Source organism: Pseudomonas sp. PDM26 (assembly GCF_019219185.1).
GTDB lineage: Bacteria > Pseudomonadota > Gammaproteobacteria > Pseudomonadales > Pseudomonadaceae > Aquipseudomonas.
Genome location: NZ_JAHUWC010000016.1, coordinates 34,463 through 53,322, shown reverse-complemented (window position 1 = coordinate 53,322; position 18,860 = coordinate 34,463). Strand labels below are relative to the sequence as shown.

The window sequence follows — 18,860 nt, the reverse complement described above, 5'->3', positions numbered from 1 at the left end:
GGCGAAAAAAACATGCTTTATCGCCGTTTTGAAAAACTGATCGATGTTTTCCGTGAAGCCCCGACGGCGTCTCCGCCGGACCGGGTTTTCCCCTTTTACACGTATTACCTCAAGCAGGTCTGGCCGAGCTTCGCCGCCCTGCTGATCGTCGGCCTGATTGGTGCCTTGATCGAAGTGGCATTGTTCAGCTACCTGAGCCGCATCATCGACCTGGCCCAAGGCACGCCGAACGTCAGCCTGTTCCAGGATCATGCCCTCGAACTGACCTGGATGGTGGTGGTTGCGCTGGTGCTGCGCCCCATTTTCGTGGGCCTGCATGACCTGCTGGTGCACCAGACCCTGAGCCCCAGCATGACCAGCATGATCCGCTGGCAGAACCACAGCTATGTGCTCAAACAGAGCCTGAATTTCTTCCAGAACGACTTCGCCGGGCGCATCGCCCAACGCATCATGCAAACCGGCAACTCACTGCGCGATTCCGCCGTGCAAGCGGTGGATGCGTTGTGGCATGTGTTGATCTACGCCATCAGCTCCCTGGTGCTGTTCGCCGAAGCCGACTGGCGCCTGATAATCCCGCTACTGACCTGGATCTTCGCCTTCATCGGTGCCCTCTGCTACTTCGTGCCACGGGTCAAGGATCGCTCGGTGGTGGCGTCCGATGCGCGCTCCAAACTCATGGGGCGGATTGTCGACGGCTACACCAACATCACCACCCTGAAGCTGTTCGCCCACACCAACTTCGAGCAGCAGTACGCCCGCGAAGCGATCAAGGAACAGACCGAGAAGGCGCAACTGGCCGGCCGCGTGGTCACCAGCATGGACGTGGCCATCACCAGCATGAACGGCTTGCTGATCGTCTGCACCACCGGCCTGGCCCTGTGGCTGTGGACCCAGTCGTTGATCAGCGTGGGTGCCATCGCCTTGGCCACTGGCCTGGTGATCCGCATCGTCAACATGTCCGGCTGGATCATGTGGGTGGTCACCGGCATTTTCGAAAACATCGGCATGGTGCAGGACGGTCTGCAGACCATTTCGCAACCGGTCTCCGTTACCGACCGCGACCAGGCCAAACCCCTGGCGGTGGCCCGTGGCGAAGTGCGCTTCGAACAGGTGGATTTCCACTACGGCAAGCGGAGCGGGATCATCGGTGACCTCAACCTGACCATCAAGGCCGGTGAAAAAATCGGCCTGATCGGCCCGTCCGGTGCCGGCAAATCGACCCTGGTGAACCTGCTGCTGCGCCTGTACGACGTCGAAGGCGGACGCATCCTGATCGACGGCCAGAACATCGCCGACGTCAGCCAGGAAAGCCTGCGCGAACGCATCGGCATGATCACCCAGGACACGTCGCTGCTGCACCGCTCGATTCGTGACAACCTGCTGTATGGCAAACCCGACGCCACCGACGCCCAACTCTGGGAAGCGGTGCGCAAGGCCCGGGCTGATGGCTTCATTCCTTCACTGTCGGACGCCGAAGGCCGCACCGGTTTCGATGCCCACGTCGGTGAGCGCGGGGTGAAACTCTCCGGCGGCCAGCGCCAGCGCATCGCTATTGCCCGAGTGTTACTCAAGGACGCGCCGATCCTGATCATGGACGAGGCCACCTCGGCACTGGATTCGGAAGTCGAAGCGGCGATCCAGGAAAGCCTCGAAACCCTGATGCAGGGCAAAACCGTGATCGCCATCGCTCACCGGCTCTCGACCATCGCCCGGATGGACCGGCTGGTGGTGCTGGAAAACGGCAAGATCGCCGAAACCGGCAGCCATGCCGAACTGCTGGCCCATGGCGGTTTGTATGCGCGGTTGTGGCAACACCAGACCGGTGGGTTTGTCGGGATCGATTGATCCCCTGAACAACACACTTCCTCTGTAGGAGCGAGCCTGCTCGCGATGACGGAGTGTCAGTCGGCAATGATGTTGACTGACTCACCGCTATCGCGAGCAGGCTCACTCCTACAGTTGTCGAGTGATGCCCAAAGACATTAAAAAACCGCCAGGCCCCGTAAACAACGGGGCCTGGCGGTTTTTCATGCCTGCTGGAATTCTGAAAAAACCGTGCTGTACTCTCACTTCAACGTTCTGGAGGTGGTTCTGCAGTCCATCGGCTGGATGCTAAAGGCAGCATAATCTCGAAAGGACACTCTCTTATGTCTCTGTTAAAACGTTCGGCGACTGAGTTGGTAGGTACGTTCTGGCTGGTGTTGGGTGGTTGCGGCAGCGCGGTGTTGGCAGCGGCTTTTCCGGAAGTCGGGATCGGTCTACTCGGGGTGTCCTTCGCATTTGGCCTGACCGTGCTGACCATGGCTTTCGCCATCGGCCATATTTCCGGCTGTCATCTCAATCCTGCGGTGTCCCTTGGCCTGGTGGTAGGTGGGCGCTTTGCGGCCAAGGAATTGCCGGCCTACATCGTTGCCCAGGTCATTGGCGGCGTGATTGCAGCCGCCCTGTTGTACTTCATTGCCAGCGGCAAACCCGGTTTCGAACTGGCGGGAGGCCTGGCGTCCAACGGCTATGGCGAACACTCGCCTGGCGGCTATGCGATGGCGGCAGGGTTTGTCTGTGAACTGGTGATGACTGCGATGTTCATCCTGATCATCCTCGGTGCCACCGACAAACGTGCACCGGCAGGACTGGCACCGATTGCCATCGGCCTGGGGCTGACGCTCATCCACCTGATCTCGATCCCGGTCACCAACACCTCGGTCAACCCGGCACGCAGCACCGGCCCGGCGCTGATCGTTGGTGGCTGGGCGATTCAACAATTGTGGATGTTCTGGGTCGCACCGCTGCTCGGCGCAGTGGTCGGTGGCGTGCTGTATCGCTGGCTGGGCAAGGAAGAAAGCTGAAACGCTGAAGATCAGCCTTGTCGATAAGGCAAGGCTGACTTCGCATCCTCTGCATAAGCCAACACGCCCAGCCGCTCCTGCTCCAGAAAGTCTTTCACCGCCGCTTTCAATCCCGGATGCCGCAAGTAATGCCAGGAATGGGTAATGACTGGCTCGAATCCACGAATCAGTTTGTGCTCGCCCTGGGCCCCGGCATCGAAACGCTGGAAACCGTTGGCGATGGCATAGTCCATGCCCTGGTAGAAACAGGTCTCGAAATGCAGGCGATCGAACTCCGCCAGGCATCCCCAGTAACGGCCATAAAAGCTGTCACCCCCCACCAGACTGAACGCCATCGCCACTGGCCGTGAACCTTGTTTGGCCAGCACCACGCGAATCGACTCAGGCATGCGTTCGGCCAACAGGCTGAAAAACTCCCGCGTCAAATACGGCGCTTGCCGGCGCACCGCATAGGTATTGGCGTAGCAGGCATAGACGAAATCCCATTGCGCCTGATTCAGCTCCCGCCCTTCAAGCCACTCAAACTCGAAGCCCTGCCCGGCCACCTGCTCGCGCTCCTTGCGCATCTGTTTGCGCTTGCGCGAACTGAGTACGTCGAGGAAGTCCTGGAAATCCCGGTAGCCGCGATTCTGCCAGTGGTATTGACAGCCAACGCGCTGCAGCCAGCCGTGCTGCTCGCTCAGTGCCGCGTCGGTGAACGGATCGGTGAAGTTGATGTGGGCGCTGGAAAGCCCTTCGAGTTCAAGGTAGCCCGGCAGGCTTTTCAATAACTCGAAACCGTCTTCGACCGTGGCCGCCAACAGCCTCGGCCCGCTGACCGGACTGAACGGAACCGCGCTCAGCAGCTTGGGGTAGTAATCGATGCCGGCGCGTTCGCAGGCATCGGCCCAGGCATGATCGAACACGTACTCGCCATAGGAATGCCACTTGCGGTATCCGGGTAGCGCGGCGATCAGTCGATCCCCTTCGACGTGCAATAAATGCTCGGGCTGCCAGCCGGTATGGGGTCCGACGCTGCCACTGTCTTCCAGTGCGCTCAAAAAGGCGTGACGCAGAAAAGGCTGAGTCTCGGGCACCAGTGCGTCCCACGTTTGCGGGGCGATTTCTGACAGTTTTTGCAGGCGTTGCAACGGCATCACCATCCTCACTCTTCATGGCGTGAAAGCCCCGCGAGTATCGCCTATCGCTCTGCATTGCACACGAGCAAACCGACGACAGTGCTCTATCTCAATAGTTCACGGCGACTTTGTATCGTCACCGACATGACATCACAGTGCCACTGCTCTGTCATAAACCATCGCGATACTGGCGCCTGTTTTTAGAGCGCCGGGTTATACCCGGTCACTGTTTTCCGCCCCTAACGGTCGGTTGTGTCCCGGATGGCCCTGTCATCCGCTCTTATCTTCGGAGATTGATATGCGTCTTGCTTCCACGAAAACTGCGGCAGCCTTGTGCGGTGGCCTGTTGCTGGCCATGAGCGTTCCGGCCAGTGCCGCAGTCGACGCCAAACTGCTCGACATGCTCAAGGCTAACGGCTCGATCACCAACGCGCAGTACAGCGAACTGCAAGCCGAGCTGGCCAGGGATCAGAAAGACCAGCAGATTGCCCGTCAGGCTCAGCAAGAGACTAACGAGCAAATCGCGGCCACCGCGAAGAAAACCGACGCACTGAGCACCTTTGACCAGAAGCTGGCATGGGCCGCCAAGACCCAGTTCAAGGGTGACGTACGCTTCCGTGAAGAAACCGTGCACAACGATGGCGTGCCAAACAACAAGGACCAGGACCGTCAGCGCATTCGTGCCCGTCTGGGTGCCTACAGCGAAATCAACCCGCAGGTCGACACCGGTATCCGTATCGCCACCGGCAGCAACGACGACGCTCGTTCGACCAACCAGGACCTGAACAACTACTTCGACAAGAAGCAGATCTGGCTGGACCTGGGTTACATCGACTACCACCCGGACGCGATCAAGAACCTGCACCTGGTTGGCGGCAAGATGCCGCAACAATGGGTGAGCATGGGCGACATCATCTGGGATAGCGACATCAATCCGGAAGGTCTGGCCGTCACCTACAAGTACCCGCTGAGCGGCAGCACCGAGCTGTTCGGTAGCGCTGGTCACTACACCCTCAAGGACAACGTCGACGGCGAAGGCGTGCAGTTCAAACACGACCTGCGTCTGTACGCTGGCCAGTTGGGTGCGCGCTTCGCCATCACCGACAGCATGAAAATGACGTTGGGCGGTAGTCTCTACGCCTACGACAACGACGACAGCAGCGCTTGCCCTACCTCGGGGACCGTTACTGCGCCATGCGCACTGGCCGTCAATGGCAACAGCCCGGGCGAGCAGTTCAATCTGTACGAAGGCTTTGGTCAGCTGGACTTCAGCAACCTGCCAGTTCCGCTGTCGATCTACGGTCAGTACGTCAACAACACCGATGCCAGCAACGACCAGGACACTGGCTGGCTGGCCGGCGTGAAGTCCAGGCTCTACGGCTTCAACGTGGACTACAACTACCGCGACGTGCAGCGTAACGCTGTGGTTGGCGCCTTCACCGACTCCGACTTCGCCAACGGCTTCACCGGTTCGCGCGGCAGCAAGCTGAAAGTGAGCTACGATCTGGACAAGAACTTCGCCCTGGGCGCGACCTACTTCATGGCGACCTCGGACCAGACCAACGCCAACATCAACAAGAAAGATTCGGACATCAACACCCTGCAACTGGATGCCGAAGCCAAGTTCTGATTCACCCCGCTACACGACCCAGGCAAGGAAGCCCGGGCCGCTTTTACAGCCTGGCGTTGGTGTGTCGATCCCCATCATCCTCCGACATATCAACGCCGGGCTGTTTGTTTTTGCCAATCCTTCCCTGTAGGAGCGAGCTTGCTCGCGAAGGTCGTCAACGATAACGCGTGCAATCTGGATGAACGCAGCGTCTCTGAGTTCTTCGTCGGAACGCCGCCCGGAGCAAGCTCGCTCCTACATCCTATAACTTGCGCAGCAACACGCTACCAATCGAATAACCGGCGCCGAACGAGCTGAGCACGGCCAGCGAACCGGCGGCCAGATCGTCCTGGTTCTTGTGGAACGCAATCACGGAACCGGCGGAGCTGGTGTTGGCGTAAGTGTCGAGAATCACCGGCGCTTCCTGTTCGGTGGCGTCGCGACCCAGCAGTTTCTTCACGATCAGGTGGTTCATGCTGAGGTTGGCCTGGTGCAGCCAGAAGCGCTTCACGTCGCTGACGTTGAGCTGGTTCTCTTCCAGATGCGTTGCGACCAGCTCGGCCACCATCGGGCAAACGTCACGGAACACCTTGCGGCCTTCCTGCACGAACAGTTTGTCCCTGGCACCGACGCCCTCTTCCGCCGCGCGGTTGAGGAAGCCGAAGTTGTTGCGGATGTTGTTGGAGAACTTGGTCAGCAGCTTGGTGCTGACGATGTCGAACTGGTACTTGGACGTCGCGAGGTCAGCACGCTCGATGATCACCGCCGTGGCGGCATCGCCGAAGATGAAGTGGCTGTCACGGTCGCGGAAGTTCAAGTGGCCGGTGCAGACTTCCGGGTTGACCATCAGGACCGCCCGGGCCTGGCCCAGTTGCACGCTGTTGGCGGCGGTCTGGATACCGAAGGTTGCCGAAGAGCACGCCACGTTCATGTCGAAACCGAAACCCTGGATGCCCAGCGCTTCCTGGACTTCGATGGCAATGGCCGGGTAAGCGCGTTGCAGGTTGGAGCAGGCGACGATCACGCCGTCGATGTCCGCTGCGGTCTTGCCGGCACGCTGCAAGGCTTGTTCGGCCGCGCCGATGGCCATCTGGCAGAGCACCGACCATTCGTCGTTGGAACGTTCCGGCAGGCGTGGCGCCATGCGCTGCGGGTCGAGGATGCCGTCCTTGTCCATGACAAAGCGGCTCTTGATGCCGGAGGCTTTTTCGATGAACGCAGCGCTCGATTCGGTCAATGCCTGCACTTCACCGCGCGCAATGGCATCGGCGTTGTCGGCGTTGAATTGCGCGACGTAAGTATTGAAAGACTGCACCAGCTCTTCATTGGAAATGCTGTTGGCCGGGGTGTACAGGCCGGTGCCGCTGATGACGACGTTATGCATAGTCGTGTCTCTAATCTGTTCAGGCAGAAAGCATTGGCACCGACGTACCAATACACAAAGGGTCTATTACCATCCGGGGGACGCAAACCTGGCATCGCTTTATTCCGACCTGCCCGAGACCGTGAAGGCTCAAAACCGCGGGGCCGGCGTTTATAGGCGCGAAGTTTGCCATAAACCGTGGGTTTTGGCCCCTTTTTGCAAGAGCAACGCCATACCTTGTAGGAGCGAGCTCGCGATGGTCGTCAACGATAACGCTTCGTGCCTGACACCCCGCGGCGTTCTTGAACTCATCGCGAGCAAGCTCGCTCCTACAGGGATCAGGTCAAGGCTCGACCTGGCTCCACTGCTTGTTCAGGCGCTTGTCGGAAATCGGCACCTTGGTCCCCAATTGCTGGGCAAACAGCGAAACCCGATATTCCTCCAGCCACCAGCGATACAACTCCAGCTGCGGATCGCGCTTGCCTTCCTGGGCGTGTTTGCTGGCGCGGGTCTGGTATTGCGTCCACAGGCCGCTCAATTCGCCGCTCCAGACCCGGTCGCGCTGCACCTGGGCACCGATTTTTTCGAAGCGCTGCTCGATGGCCTTGAGGTAACGCGGCAACTCCTTGAGCCACTGCATCGGTGTTTCCCGGACAAACCCCGGATAGACCAAGTGGCTGAGCTGTTGCTTGATATCGTTCAGGGCCACGGCTTGCGCCAGATCGATCTTGCCCTTGAAGCGCTTTTGCAAGCCGTGCCAGAGCTTGAGGATTTCCAGGGTCAGCTTCGCCACGCGTTCGGCGTGCTCGGTCCAGGCGCCACGTTTGCGCTCGGCCAGCGACGCCAATCCGGCACCATCGCGTGGCAGCGGGTCTTCACCTTCAAGAATGCAGCTGTCGAGGCTGGCCAGCAGTATGTCTTCCACCAGCGCATCGACGCGCCCCATGTCGCGGTACAACAGGCCCAGTTCGGTCAGCCCCGGCAATTTGCCGCGCAGGAATTTGGCCGACTCGGCCAGTTGCTGCATCAGCAGGCGTTGCAGGGCACGACGATGCTGGAACTCGGCCTCGGCCGGCGTCGAAAAACGCCCTTCCTTGACCGTACCGCTTTCCTCCACCAGCGCCGGATACACCGTCATCGACAGCCCGGCGATCTTCTGCTGGGTTTTCTCGGCCACGGCGGCGAATACTTTCGGCTCCACCGGCTGCTGGCTCTTCGCGGTTTGCGGCACCGCCAATGCCGCCTGGCTGGCCTCGGCGAAACGCGCCGTCAGTTCGGCCAGATCGCGACCTTCACCGAGGAACTTGCCCTGGGCGTCGACGATTTCCAGGTTCATCCGCAGATGGCTTTCGACCTGCTGCGCCGCCTCACTCCAGGCTTCGTCGCTGACCCGCGCGCCGGTCATGCGCAGCAGCTCGCGCCCCAGAGCCTGAGGCAGTGAGCCCTCGGCAAATGTCATGCGTTGCAAGGCCGCTTTGACGAAGTCCGGCACGGGTACGAAATTCTTGCGCAGAGCCTTGGGCAGGTTGCGCACCAGGGCAATGCACTTGGCTTCGATAACACCGGGCACCAGCCATTCCAGGCGTTCTGGTGGCAACATCGGCAACAGCGGCGCCGGCACGCGCAGGGTCACACCGTCGCGCGGATGGTTGGGTTCGAAGTGATAACTGAGGGCCAACTCCAGATCGCCGATATGCAGCGTATCCGGGTAATGCTGGGCGGTGACTTCACTGGCTTCGCGGGCCAGCACGTCTTCTTCGCGCATGATCAGCAGCTGCGGGTCTTTCTGGCAGTTGATCCGATACCAACTGTCGAAGGTCGCCGTCTGATGGATCTCCGCCGGCAATCGCGCGTCATAGAAGGCGTACAGGGTTTCTTCGTCGGCGAGGATGTCGCGGCGACGGGCCTTGGCTTCCAGTTCGTCGAGTTGCTCCAGCAACTGCTCGTTGGCCGTCAGGCACTTGGCCTTCGACTGGATTTCGCCACGCACCAGTGCTTCGCGGATGAACAACTCACGGGATACCACCGGGTCCACCGGGCCGTAATGCACCGGCCGACGCCCAACCACGATCAAGCCGAACAGGGTGATCTGTTCGAACGCCACGACCTGGCCGCGCTTCTTCTCCCAATGGGGTTCGAAGTGGTTTTTCTTGATCAGGTGCCCGGCCAGTGGCTCGATCCAGTCGGCATCGATCTTCGCCACCATGCGCGCATAGAGCTTGGTGGTTTCCACCAGTTCGGCGGTCATCAGCCACTGCGGACGCTTTTTACCGATACCCGACGACGGATGAATCCAGAACCGCCGCTGACGCGCGCCGAGGTAATCGCCCTCTTCGGTTTTCTGCCCGATCTGGCTCAGCAACCCCACCAGCACCGCTTTGTGCAGTTTCGGATAGTCCGCCGGCTCTTTGTTGAGGCTCAGTTGCATGTCGCGGCAGATCAGGCTCAGCTGACGATGGGAGTCGCGCCATTCGCGCAGGCGCAGGTAATTCAGGAAGTTCTTGCGGCACCAATTGCGCAACGGATTGGTAGTCAGCGCCAGGCGCTGCTCTTCGAAACCGCGCCACAGATTGACCAGCCCGGCGAAATCCGAGTCGGCATCTTTCCATTGCGCGTGAGCCTGATCCGCCGCTTGCTGACGCTCCGGCGGGCGCTCGCGCGGGTCCTGGATCGACATGGCACTGGCAACGATCAGCACTTCCTGCAAGCTGCCGAGTTTCGCCGCTTCCAGCAACATGCGGCCCATGCGCGGGTCCACCGGCAAGCGCGCCAATTGGCGACCGAGCGGGGTCAATTGACTGTTGCGATCCACCGCCGAGAGCTCTTGCAGCAGGTTGAAACCGTCACTGATGGCCTTGCCATCCGGTGGCTCGATAAACGGGAACGCGGTGATCTCGCCCAGGCGCAGGTGCAACATCTGCAAAATGACCGCCGCGAGGTTGGTCCGCAGGATTTCCGGATCGGTAAATTCCGGGCGACCGAGAAAGTCCTCCTCGCTGTACAGACGCACGCAAATGCCCGGTTCGACCCGCCCGCAACGACCTTTACGCTGATTGGCGCTGGCCTGGGAAATGGCTTCAATCGGCAGGCGCTGGACCTTGGCGCGGTAGCTGTAACGGCTGATGCGCGCGGTGCCGCTGTCGATCACGTAACGAATGCCCGGCACCGTCAGCGAAGTTTCCGCGACGTTGGTCGCCAGCACCACGCGACGGCCCGGGTGCGACTGGAAAATCCGCTGCTGCTCGGCCGGCGACAATCGTGCGTACAACGGCAGGATTTCAGTGTGTTTGAGCTGAGCCTTGCGCAGCATGTCGGCGGCGTCGCGAATCTCGCGCTCACCCGGCAGGAACACCAGCACGTCACCGGGACTGCGGCGTTCGCTACGTTCATGGGCGGCAATTTCGTCGAGGGTGGCGAGGATCGCCTGATCCACCGTCAGGTCGTCCTCGACGCGGTTGCCCTCTTCGTCCTGCTCCAGCGTCAGCGGACGATACCAGGTGTCCACCGGGAAGGTACGGCCGGAGACTTCGACAATTGGCGCGTCATCGAAGTGTTTAGAGAAACGTTCGAGGTCGATAGTCGCCGAAGTAATGATGACTTTCAGGTCGGGACGACGCGGCAGCAGGGTTTTCAAGTAGCCGAGCAGAAAGTCGATATTGAGGCTGCGTTCGTGGGCTTCGTCGACGATGATCGTGTCGTAGCGTTCCAGATACCGGTCGTTCTGGGTTTCGGCCAGCAGGATACCGTCGGTCATCAGTTTGATCAGGGTGTTGGAATCGCTCTGATCTTCGAAACGCACCTGATAACCGACCAGTGCGCCCAACGGCGTGCCGAGCTCTTCGGCGACCCGGCTGGCGACGCTGCGCGCAGCGATCCGCCGCGGCTGGGTGTGACCGATCAGGCCATGCTGACCGCGACCGATTTCCAGGCAGATCTTCGGCAACTGGGTGGTCTTACCCGAGCCGGTCTCACCGGCGATGATCAGCACCTGGTGCTTTTCCAGCGCCTTCTTGATTTCGTCGCGCTTGGCGGCGATCGGCAGGCTGTCGTCGTAACGAATCACCGGCAGGCTGGCCTTGCGCGCCAGCACCTGATCGCAGGACGCCTGCATCCGCGTCACCCACTGGCCCAGCCTGGCCTCGTCGGGTTTCTTGCGCAGCTCAAGCAACTGCCGCCGCAGCCGGTGGCGGTCGGCGAGCATGGCGTGATCGAGGTTTTTCAGCAGTTTGTCGATGGAGGGCGATTCGTCGGTCATCGGGTACGCAATTCAGTCGTCTAGTGGTGCAAGGTGCCGATTGTCGCAGATTTGGCAACCTCTGTGGCCAAGGGGCTTGTTGTGGCGAGGGAGCTTGCTCCCGCTCGGCTGCGCAGCAGTCGCAATCCGGCCATTGCGGTTTGCCTGAAACTGCTCGGTGCCTGGTATAGGGGGCGCTTCGCACCCCAGCGGGAGCAAGCTCCCTCGCCACAGAGTCTTCACCAGGCAGAGCTATTCGTTATCGAGGCCTTTGCGCCGATACGGAAACACATCGATCACCTTCCCCGCCCGAATCGCCTCTTGCAGGCTCTTCCAGTAATCGGCGTTGTACAACTCGCCATGCAACTGATCGAACAACTTGCGTTGCCCGAAATCGGCAAACAGGAATGGCGGAAACTCTTCCGGGAACACGTCCAGCGGCCCGATCGAGTACCACGGTTCAGAGGCCATTTCGTCTTCGGGGGTGCGCGGTGCCGGGATGTGGCGAAAGTTGGCCTCGGTCAGAAAGCAGATCTCGTCATAGTCGTAGAACACCACACGACCGTGACGGGTGACGCCGAAGTTCTTCAGCAGCATGTCGCCGGGAAAGATGTTGGCCGCCGCCAGTTGCTTGATCGCCAGCCCGTAATCCTCCAGGGCCTCGCGCACCTGCGCCTCGTTGGCGTTTTCCAGGTAGAGGTTCAGCGGGGTCATGCGGCGCTCGGTCCAACAGTGACGGATCAGCACGGTGTCGCCTTCGACCGATACCGTGGACGGTGCGACTTCCAGCAGTTCCTCCAGGCACGCTGGGTCGAACTTGCTCAGCGGGAAACGGAAGTCGGCGAATTCCTGGGTATCGGCCATGCGTCCGACGCGGTCGACACTCTTCACCAAACGGTACTTCTCGATCACCGTGGCGCGGTCGACGTTTTTCGACGGCGAGAAACGGTCCTTGATGATTTTGAACACGGTGTTGAAACCCGGCAGGGTGAACACGCTCATGACCATGCCGCGCACACCGGGGGCCATGATGAACTGGTCGTCGGTGTTGGCCAGGTGATTGATCAGCGCCCGGTAGAACTCCGACTTGCCGTGCTTGTAGAAACCAATCGAGGTGTACAGCTCGGCAATGTGTTTGCCCGGCAGGATACGCCGCAAGAAGCCAATGAACTCCGCCGGCACCGGCACATCCACCATGAAATACGAACGGGTGAAGGAGAAGATGATCGACACGTCTGCTTCGTCGGTGATCAGCGCATCGATCTGGATGCCGCGGCCTTCAAGGTGCAGCAATGGAATCGCCAGCGGCCACTGCTCGTCGGCGGTGTAGATGCGCCCCACCAGGTACGCGCCTTTATTGCGGTACAGCACCGAGGAAAACAGCTCGACGCTCAGCTCCGGGTCCTTGCACACCCAATCCGGCAGGTTCTCGCGCAACTGCGCTTCGAGGCGCTTCAGGTCACCGGGCAGGTCTGCGTAATCCTCACTGAAGCGGTAGTCGGCGAAGATGCTGGCGAGCATCGCCGACAATTGTCCTTGCGGCTTGTAGGTGCGGGTTTGCGCGGCCCGGGCACGGCGCAGGCTCGGCCGGGTGGTGTGGATGAACATGCAGCCGTCGCTGATCAGGTCATGGCTGAACAGCCCGCAGAAGATCGAGTTGTACCAGGTCTCGGACAGCTCATCGTCGAAACGCAGGTCGATCAGGCTGATGTAGGCGCTTTTGACCAGCGGCCAGCAGCTGACGTCCAGGGTGCCTGGGTCAAACGCGGTGCGTAGTCGCTCCACGGTTTCACCGACTTTTTCTTCGTACAGATTGATCCGCGCCGCCGACGCCGATTGCGTCTCTTGCCACCGGGCCTGTTCGAAGCGGGCCCGGGCGCCATCGGTGATCTGCCGGAAATGCTCGCGGTAATCGTCAAAGCCATCGAGGATCAAACGGGCGATGTCGGCGGCTGGCCATTGCTGCGGCATGGTGAGACCTCTGCGGGAATTCGGGAGGCTTGAGCTTAGCCAGTGAACCGGGTGCAGGAGAAGCGTAATTTTCCGGGCGAATTGAATGTCCGGTTTTCGGTTGCCATCGACCACACGCTCAGCAACACTTTCGCCCCTCCATCAAGGAAGGACCTCGCTGTGAATCCCGTCGATATTTTTCGTTTACTGTCACTGGCGGCCATCTGGGGTGCGAGTTTTCTGTTCATGCGCATCATCGCTCCAGTGATCGGCACGATTCCCACGGCGTTTTTCCGCGTGTCGATTGCCGCGGCCGGACTGTTGGTGATTCTTGGCCTGATGCGCATCAGCTGGGATTTCAAAGGCAAACTCAAGACCGTGATGCTGCTCGGGGTGATCAACTCCGGCATCCCGGCGACGCTCTACTCGGTCGCGGCGCAAGTGCTGCCGGCCGGTTACTCAGCGATTTTCAACGCCACCACGCCGTTGATGGGCGTGCTGATCGGCGGCTTGTTCTTCCATGAAAGACTCAGCGCCGCCAAGCTCAGCGGAGTATTCCTCGGACTGCTTGGCGTCGGCGTCCTGACCCGCGCCGGTCCCGTGGCGTTCGACATGCAACTGCTGATGGGCGCCCTCGCCTGCCTGCTCGCCACCACCTGTTATGGCTTCGCCGGGTTTCTCGCCCGGCGCTGGCTTGACCAGGCCGGTGGGCTCGACAGTCGACTGTCGGCGTTGGGCAGCATGCTGGGAGCGACCCTGTTCATATTGCCGTTGTTCGGCTACAGCGTGATCAGCCAGCCACCGGAAAGCTGGGGCGGCTGGAAGGTCTGGTTGTCACTGTTGGGGTTGGGGCTGGCGTGTACCGCGTTTGCCTACATCATCTACTTCCGGCTGCTCAGCTCGATCGGCCCGGTAAAGTCGTCGACCGTGACCTTCATGATCCCGCCGTTCGGGGTGTTATGGGGTGCGATGTTTCTCGATGAACCCTTGTCGATGGCGCATGTGTATGGCGGGTTGTTGATTGCGCTGGCGTTGTGGTTGGTGTTGAAGCCGGCTGCTGTGAAATCGGGTTTGGTGGCTGACCGGTAGAATTGTTGCGTTGCGGATGACGCCTTCGCGGCTGATCAGACGCCAAAAATCACAAAGGCCTGGAGCATTGCTCCAGGCCTTATCGGGTTTGCACGCAATTACGCGGTTTTACGGAACACGAACACCAGGCCGACGATGATCAGCAGCATGCCGAACAGACTCAACATCGCCAGCCGATTGCCGAAGATCAGATAGTCCATCACCGCCGTTACCGCAGGCACCAGGTAAAACAGGCTGGTGACATTCACCAGATTGCCCCGGGCGATCAAGCGGTAGAGCAACAGCGTCGCCAGCACCGACACCACCAGCCCCATCCATAGCACCGGCAGGATGAAACCGCTGCCGTGTTCGAAGTGAAACGGCTGGAAGGGTACGAACACTCCGCACAACAATAGCCCCGCGAGGTACTGCACCGGCAGCGTGCCGAGGGGATTGTCGGTGATGCGTTTCTGCATGATCGAACCGAACGTCATGCTCGCCAGCGCCAGCAGACCGAAAAGCATCCCGGCCAGCGACATCCCGGCCAGACCGATGCCCTGATAGACCACCATGATCAACCCGGTCAGCCCCAGGGCCAGTCCGAACATGCGGCTCCAGGAACGCTGACGCTCCATCAGCACCACGGTGAGGATCGGCTGCACGCCCATGATGGTCGCCATCACCCCGGGCGTGACTTTAAGGTCGAGGGCCAGCAGATAAAAAATCTGATAAGCCCCCAACAACACCACGCCGGTGGCCATCGCATACAGCATCGGTTTACCGCCCTTGGGCAACTTCAGCTTGAGCAACGGCACCAGCAACACCAGACCGCATAGCGCGATGACGAAACGAAACATCAGGAAGGCGAAGGGCGACGCGTGGGCCAGCCCCCATTTGGAGAAAATCGCCCCACTGCTCCACAGCAGAACGAACAGGCTCGTGGACGCCGCCGCGAGCGCGGACTTTTTCGAAAGGACAAACATGAATACCACCTGTAGTCAGGCAAAAAGCCAACTCAGCAAAAGCTGAAATTCAGTAGTTTTTCAGGCGAACGTTTTTGATAAGGGCATGGAAGCAGCAGATGAAAGCTGATCAGCCCGAAATGCCAACGCCTGGCGGTGATACGACTGCGCACACCGGTGTGCTACTGACAGGTGGGGGGTAATGACTGATCTGCCCGGGCTGCTGATTCCCGCACGGTACGACGCCAGCGTTGACCGCTGAATCGACTACCGCGTTGATGAGGGATGAACGCATTGGGCTGATCTTTGCTCGAGGGATAAAAAAGTGAGTCCGAAACTCACCCGGCGCCAACTATAACCAGCGTTTGACATGGATTGCAACGACTCGGTCAAAAGACCAGTAATGACAGCTGGCACAGAATCAGCATTGTGCGGTTGGAGAGGTTGCCCGGGATTCCCCGGAAATAAAAAAACCGCTCACAACGAGCGGTTTTTCTGTTCTGTATCCGGCTTCAGCCAAACAACCAATACCCCAACAACGTCAGCACCACCACCGCCAAAACCGGGCGCATCACGCGGTAGGCCTTGGGATTACGCCGCTTCCATTGTTTGACCACACCACTGAATTTATCGCTGGAGTTCTTGCTCCAGGCGTAGACCTTGTTGATCCCGCCCACACGTTCGTCGTCCAGATTCTGAGGGGCGGTGGCGCGACCCAGCCATGCGCTGATACTGCGATTGATGCGGGTCATGAGGCGGTTGCTCAGTGGACGCTCGATATCGCAGAACAGGATGACGCGGGTCTTTTGCGTTTCATTCTTGACCCAGTGCACATAGGTTTCGTCGAACATCACGTCTTCCCCATCGCGCCAGGCGTAAACCTGACCGTCGACAAAGATGCGGCAATCGTCGGAGTTCGGTGTCGACAGCCCCAGGTGATAACGCAGGGAACCGGCAAACGGATCGCGATGCGGGTTGAGGTGGCTGCCGCCCGGCAGCAGCGCAAACATGGCGCCCTTGATATTGGGAATGCTACTGACCAGTTCCACGGTTCTTGGACACAAGGTTTCGGCAGAAGGCAGCGGTTTGTCATACCACTTGAGGTAAAAACGCTTCCAGCCCTTCTTGAAGAACGAACCAAAGCCGGCGTCGTTGTTCTTTGCCGCCGCACGGATATAGCCCTCGTCGAACAAGTGCATCGCTTCATCGCGAATCACTTCCCAGTTGTCCCTGAGCACATCCAGTTCCGGGAACTTGCTGCGATCCAGATACGGTTTCGAGGGCACACCGGAAAACAGGTACATCAAGGCGTTATAGGGTGCGAACAGTGCCGAATGGTTAACGAACTGGCGCAACACCGGCAGACGCGCCTTGCCACGCAAATGCACATAGAGGGTGCTGCCGAGAAACAGCAGCAACAACAAGGCCTTCGCGGCAAACGATAAGGTCATCAACAACTCCTTTGAAGATAAGCGACACTGCGCCACGTCCATTGCCCGACGTGGATGCTGGCATGATAAACACTACCGATCCGGCGAAAAACCTGCACTTTTCAACATTCATTATTAATGAATGTGCAACAAAGCATTTATTAGCACGAGATGCCTGAACATTGGCTGATGCAAATCGATCATCAACCGGCCCCGATCAATAGATCGCAGCCAGCGATAACGCCTCAATCATCACCGCCAGCCACAATTCGCGAATGTTTAGCGTTTACTGCTGATTCTCCTGTTCGGTAAACAGATCACTGAACAGCATGCTCGACAGATAACGTTCACCGGAATCCGGTAAGATGACGACGATGGTCTTGCCCTGCATTTCCGGGGTCTCGGCCAGCCGAACAGCCACTGCCATGGCAGCGCCGCAAGAGATCCCGCACAAAATTCCTTCTTCCTGCATCAAGCGCAAGGCCATGGCCTTGGACTCTTCGTCACTGACCAACTCCACCCGATCGACGATCGACAAATCGAGGTTCTTCGGCACAAAACCGGCACCGATGCCCTGGATCTTGTGCGGGCTCGGCTTGATCTCTTCACCAGCCAGGGCCTGAGTGATCACCGGTGACACCGCCGGCTCCACCGCCACCGAGAGTATCGGCTTGCCCTGGGTATTCTTGATATATCGCGAAACTCCGGTGATGGTTCCACCGGTTCCGACGCCCGCCACCAGCACATCGACCGCGCCGTCGGTATCGTTCCAGATTTCCGGGCCCGTGGTTTTTTCGTGGATGGCCGGGTTGGCCGGGTTGTCGAATTGCGCTGGCATGAAGTACTTCGACGGGTCGCTGGCAACAATTTCACCGGCTTTCTCGATGGCGCCCTTCATGCCTTTGGCCGGCTCGGTCAACACCAGTTCGGCACCCAGTGCCTTGAGCACCTTGCGGCGTTCGATACTCATGGACGCCGGCATGGTCAGCATCAGCTTGTAGCCACGGGCGGCGGCCACGAAGGCCAGGCCGATGCCGGTATTGCCGGAGGTGGGTTCGACGATGGTCATGCCCGGCTTGAGTTTTCCGCTGCTCTCGGCATCCCAGATCATGTTCGCGCCGATCCGGCACTTGACCGAGTAACCCGGGTTGCGCCCTTCGATCTTGGCCAGGATGGTCACACCACGCGGCGCAATGCGATTGATCTGCACCAGCGGCGTGTTGCCGATGGAGTGGGCGTTGTCAACGAAAATGCGGCTCATGGCTGGGTCCTTAACGACAGCATTGAAATAGGGCATCAAGGTAAGCCTCTTGCCCGCAGGCGTCCAGTCGGGCCGAACGTCCGCTTATCAGTGCAGCCAGTGGCTTTGGATTGCCAGAGATTTGCCACTCGATTCCAAACCACCAGCGAACATGAATACCACCGCGCACCAGGCTTTTTTGCAGATTTTACGCAATGGTTTCATCCCTGCGTTCAATGCGCGATATGAACGGCTCAAGCTGTATGCAGGCTAACTTTTGCGCGTGACGATGTACCGGCCAGTGTCCTGCGCCGCACGGGGCGCATTCGATTGCTGTTGCAGGAAGTCCCAACCCAGGCAGGCCAAGGCTAACGATCGCGGCACCGCTTCTCGGCCACTACTGTACCGGGTGATGCTGCGGGTACTGACCCCCAGCGCTTCAGCGGCCTGATTGAGCGGTAACCCGGTGCGAGCACGCCAATCGATAAAGATCCGGGTGTTTTCGTCGGCTGCATTTTGCGCCAGGGCATCCAGGTAGAGGGTGTCTGCACCCATCTGGATATCGAGTTCAGGCCATTCGACACTCCAGCCATCATCACCCAACGCTGCATATTCAAAAGCGACTCCCTGCAAAGGTCGCAGGCCTGGATAGGCATGCAGGTCGCGGCTCAAATCGAGCATCAGTTGCTGGCCATCGATAAACGTCAGCGCCAAACGATAATCCGGCAACGCTTGCACTGCCGATAGCCGTGGTCGTTTCATGGGTAGCATCGTTTCCAATCCTCCAGTAATTGCGCCTGATGAGCCCTGACCCACTCCAGCGCCTCCTTGATAATCAGCGGCGGCGCCTTGCCCACCATCACTTCGACAGTTTCCAGGCTCAGCATGACGTCCAGCCCGCCACCCGTCAGATGAACGTGTGGCGGTGGATGATCCTTTTCGCGTAGCTGAATGCGATATGTATCTCGAAATCGGTATTTTGTAGACATGCCCGGAATGCTATCGCCAAAATGGCGATATCTCCATACTGGCCAGCAACC

At 59.5% G+C, this 18,860-nt stretch carries 13 protein-coding genes; 4 read left to right on the top strand and 9 right to left on the bottom strand.

The window, feature by feature from the left end:
• Nucleotides 1-12 precede the first annotated feature (12 nt).
• Together KW849_RS26360 and aqpZ are read left to right on the top strand one after the other, a co-directional pair.
• Nucleotides 13-1,845, top strand: a complete 1,833-nt coding sequence (locus KW849_RS26360) for an ABC transporter ATP-binding protein (protein WP_218432189.1) — start codon at nt 13-15, stop codon at nt 1,843-1,845.
• Between the two features lie 302 nt (nt 1,846-2,147).
• Complete coding sequence (aqpZ, locus tag KW849_RS26355) at nt 2,148-2,846, top strand: aquaporin Z (protein ID WP_218432188.1); 699 nt, start codon at nt 2,148-2,150, stop codon at nt 2,844-2,846.
• 11 nt (nt 2,847-2,857) lie between these two features.
• Here aqpZ and KW849_RS26350 read toward each other — a convergent pair whose 3' ends face one another.
• Nucleotides 2,858-3,982, bottom strand: coding sequence for a GNAT family N-acetyltransferase (locus KW849_RS26350; RefSeq protein ID WP_218432186.1), 1,125 nt, complete (start codon nt 3,980-3,982; stop codon nt 2,858-2,860).
• Between the two features lie 280 nt (nt 3,983-4,262).
• On the opposite strand from KW849_RS26350, the gene KW849_RS26345 reads away from it, so the two are divergent.
• Nucleotides 4,263-5,594, top strand: a complete 1,332-nt coding sequence (locus KW849_RS26345) for a putative porin (protein ID WP_218432184.1) — start codon at nt 4,263-4,265, stop codon at nt 5,592-5,594.
• A 241-nt stretch (nt 5,595-5,835) separates the two neighbouring features.
• Here KW849_RS26345 and KW849_RS26340 read toward each other — a convergent pair whose 3' ends face one another.
• From KW849_RS26340 to aceK, 3 genes are all read right to left on the bottom strand, one after another.
• Nucleotides 5,836-6,957 (bottom strand): beta-ketoacyl-ACP synthase III, encoded by a 1,122-nt coding sequence (locus KW849_RS26340; RefSeq protein ID WP_218432182.1) that lies wholly within the window; start codon nt 6,955-6,957, stop codon nt 5,836-5,838.
• Between the two features lie 322 nt (nt 6,958-7,279).
• A complete protein-coding gene (gene hrpA / locus KW849_RS26335) occupies nt 7,280-11,191 on the bottom strand; it encodes an ATP-dependent RNA helicase HrpA (RefSeq protein WP_218432180.1) in 3,912 nt (1,303 codons plus the stop codon).
• A 231-nt stretch (nt 11,192-11,422) separates the two neighbouring features.
• Nucleotides 11,423-13,141, bottom strand: coding sequence for a bifunctional isocitrate dehydrogenase kinase/phosphatase (gene aceK / locus KW849_RS26330; RefSeq protein ID WP_108218543.1), 1,719 nt, complete (start codon nt 13,139-13,141; stop codon nt 11,423-11,425).
• A gap of 159 nt (nt 13,142-13,300) precedes the next feature.
• Between aceK and KW849_RS26325 the strand changes: the two genes are divergently transcribed.
• The gene (locus KW849_RS26325; RefSeq protein WP_218432179.1) at nt 13,301-14,209 is read left to right on the top strand and encodes a DMT family transporter; all 909 of its coding nucleotides are present in this window, start codon (nt 13,301-13,303) and stop codon (nt 14,207-14,209) included.
• Between the two features lie 98 nt (nt 14,210-14,307).
• Here the strand turns inward: KW849_RS26325 and KW849_RS26320 are convergent, their stop codons facing one another.
• The 5 genes from KW849_RS26320 to KW849_RS26300 all read right to left on the bottom strand — a co-directional run bounded on the left by KW849_RS26320 (nt 14,308) and on the right by KW849_RS26300 (nt 18,809).
• Nucleotides 14,308-15,171, bottom strand: coding sequence for a DMT family transporter (locus tag KW849_RS26320; protein ID WP_218432177.1), 864 nt, complete (start codon nt 15,169-15,171; stop codon nt 14,308-14,310).
• Nucleotides 15,172-15,662: 491 nt separating this feature from the next.
• Nucleotides 15,663-16,601, bottom strand: a complete 939-nt coding sequence (locus KW849_RS26315; protein WP_218432176.1) for an aspartyl/asparaginyl beta-hydroxylase domain-containing protein — start codon at nt 16,599-16,601, stop codon at nt 15,663-15,665.
• Between the two features lie 265 nt (nt 16,602-16,866).
• A complete protein-coding gene (cysK, locus tag KW849_RS26310; RefSeq protein ID WP_218432175.1) occupies nt 16,867-17,841 on the bottom strand; it encodes a cysteine synthase A in 975 nt (324 codons plus the stop codon).
• Nucleotides 17,842-18,090: 249 nt separating this feature from the next.
• The gene (locus tag KW849_RS26305; RefSeq protein WP_218432174.1) at nt 18,091-18,591 is read right to left on the bottom strand and encodes a DUF2442 domain-containing protein; all 501 of its coding nucleotides are present in this window, start codon (nt 18,589-18,591) and stop codon (nt 18,091-18,093) included.
• On the bottom strand, nt 18,579-18,809 hold the full coding sequence (locus tag KW849_RS26300; protein WP_218432173.1) for a DUF4160 domain-containing protein: 231 nt from the start codon (nt 18,807-18,809) through the stop codon (nt 18,579-18,581). The genes KW849_RS26305 and KW849_RS26300 overlap by 13 nt, the downstream gene beginning before the upstream one ends.
• Nucleotides 18,810-18,860: the final 51 nt, after the last annotated feature.

What these genes read in the sequence shown, in the direction of transcription:
- aqpZ (WP_218432188.1), top strand. Translation starts at nt 2,148, where the DNA reads ATGTCTCTGTTAAAACGTTCGGCGACTGAGTTGGTAGGTACGTTCTGG.
- cysK (WP_218432175.1), bottom strand. Translation starts at nt 17,841, where the DNA reads ATGAGCCGCATTTTCGTTGACAACGCCCACTCCATCGGCAACACGCCG.
- KW849_RS26320 (WP_218432177.1), bottom strand. Translation starts at nt 15,171, where the DNA reads ATGTTTGTCCTTTCGAAAAAGTCCGCGCTCGCGGCGGCGTCCACGAGC.
- KW849_RS26350 (WP_218432186.1), bottom strand. Translation starts at nt 3,982, where the DNA reads ATGCCGTTGCAACGCCTGCAAAAACTGTCAGAAATCGCCCCGCAAACG.
- KW849_RS26345 (WP_218432184.1), top strand. Translation starts at nt 4,263, where the DNA reads ATGCGTCTTGCTTCCACGAAAACTGCGGCAGCCTTGTGCGGTGGCCTG.
- KW849_RS26340 (WP_218432182.1), bottom strand. Translation starts at nt 6,957, where the DNA reads ATGCATAACGTCGTCATCAGCGGCACCGGCCTGTACACCCCGGCCAAC.
- KW849_RS26305 (WP_218432174.1), bottom strand. Translation starts at nt 18,591, where the DNA reads ATGCTACCCATGAAACGACCACGGCTATCGGCAGTGCAAGCGTTGCCG.
- KW849_RS26300 (WP_218432173.1), bottom strand. Translation starts at nt 18,809, where the DNA reads ATGTCTACAAAATACCGATTTCGAGATACATATCGCATTCAGCTACGC.
- KW849_RS26315 (WP_218432176.1), bottom strand. Translation starts at nt 16,601, where the DNA reads ATGACCTTATCGTTTGCCGCGAAGGCCTTGTTGTTGCTGCTGTTTCTC.
- aceK (WP_108218543.1), bottom strand. Translation starts at nt 13,141, where the DNA reads ATGCCGCAGCAATGGCCAGCCGCCGACATCGCCCGTTTGATCCTCGAT.
- hrpA (WP_218432180.1), bottom strand. Translation starts at nt 11,191, where the DNA reads ATGACCGACGAATCGCCCTCCATCGACAAACTGCTGAAAAACCTCGAT.
- KW849_RS26360 (WP_218432189.1), top strand. Translation starts at nt 13, where the DNA reads ATGCTTTATCGCCGTTTTGAAAAACTGATCGATGTTTTCCGTGAAGCC.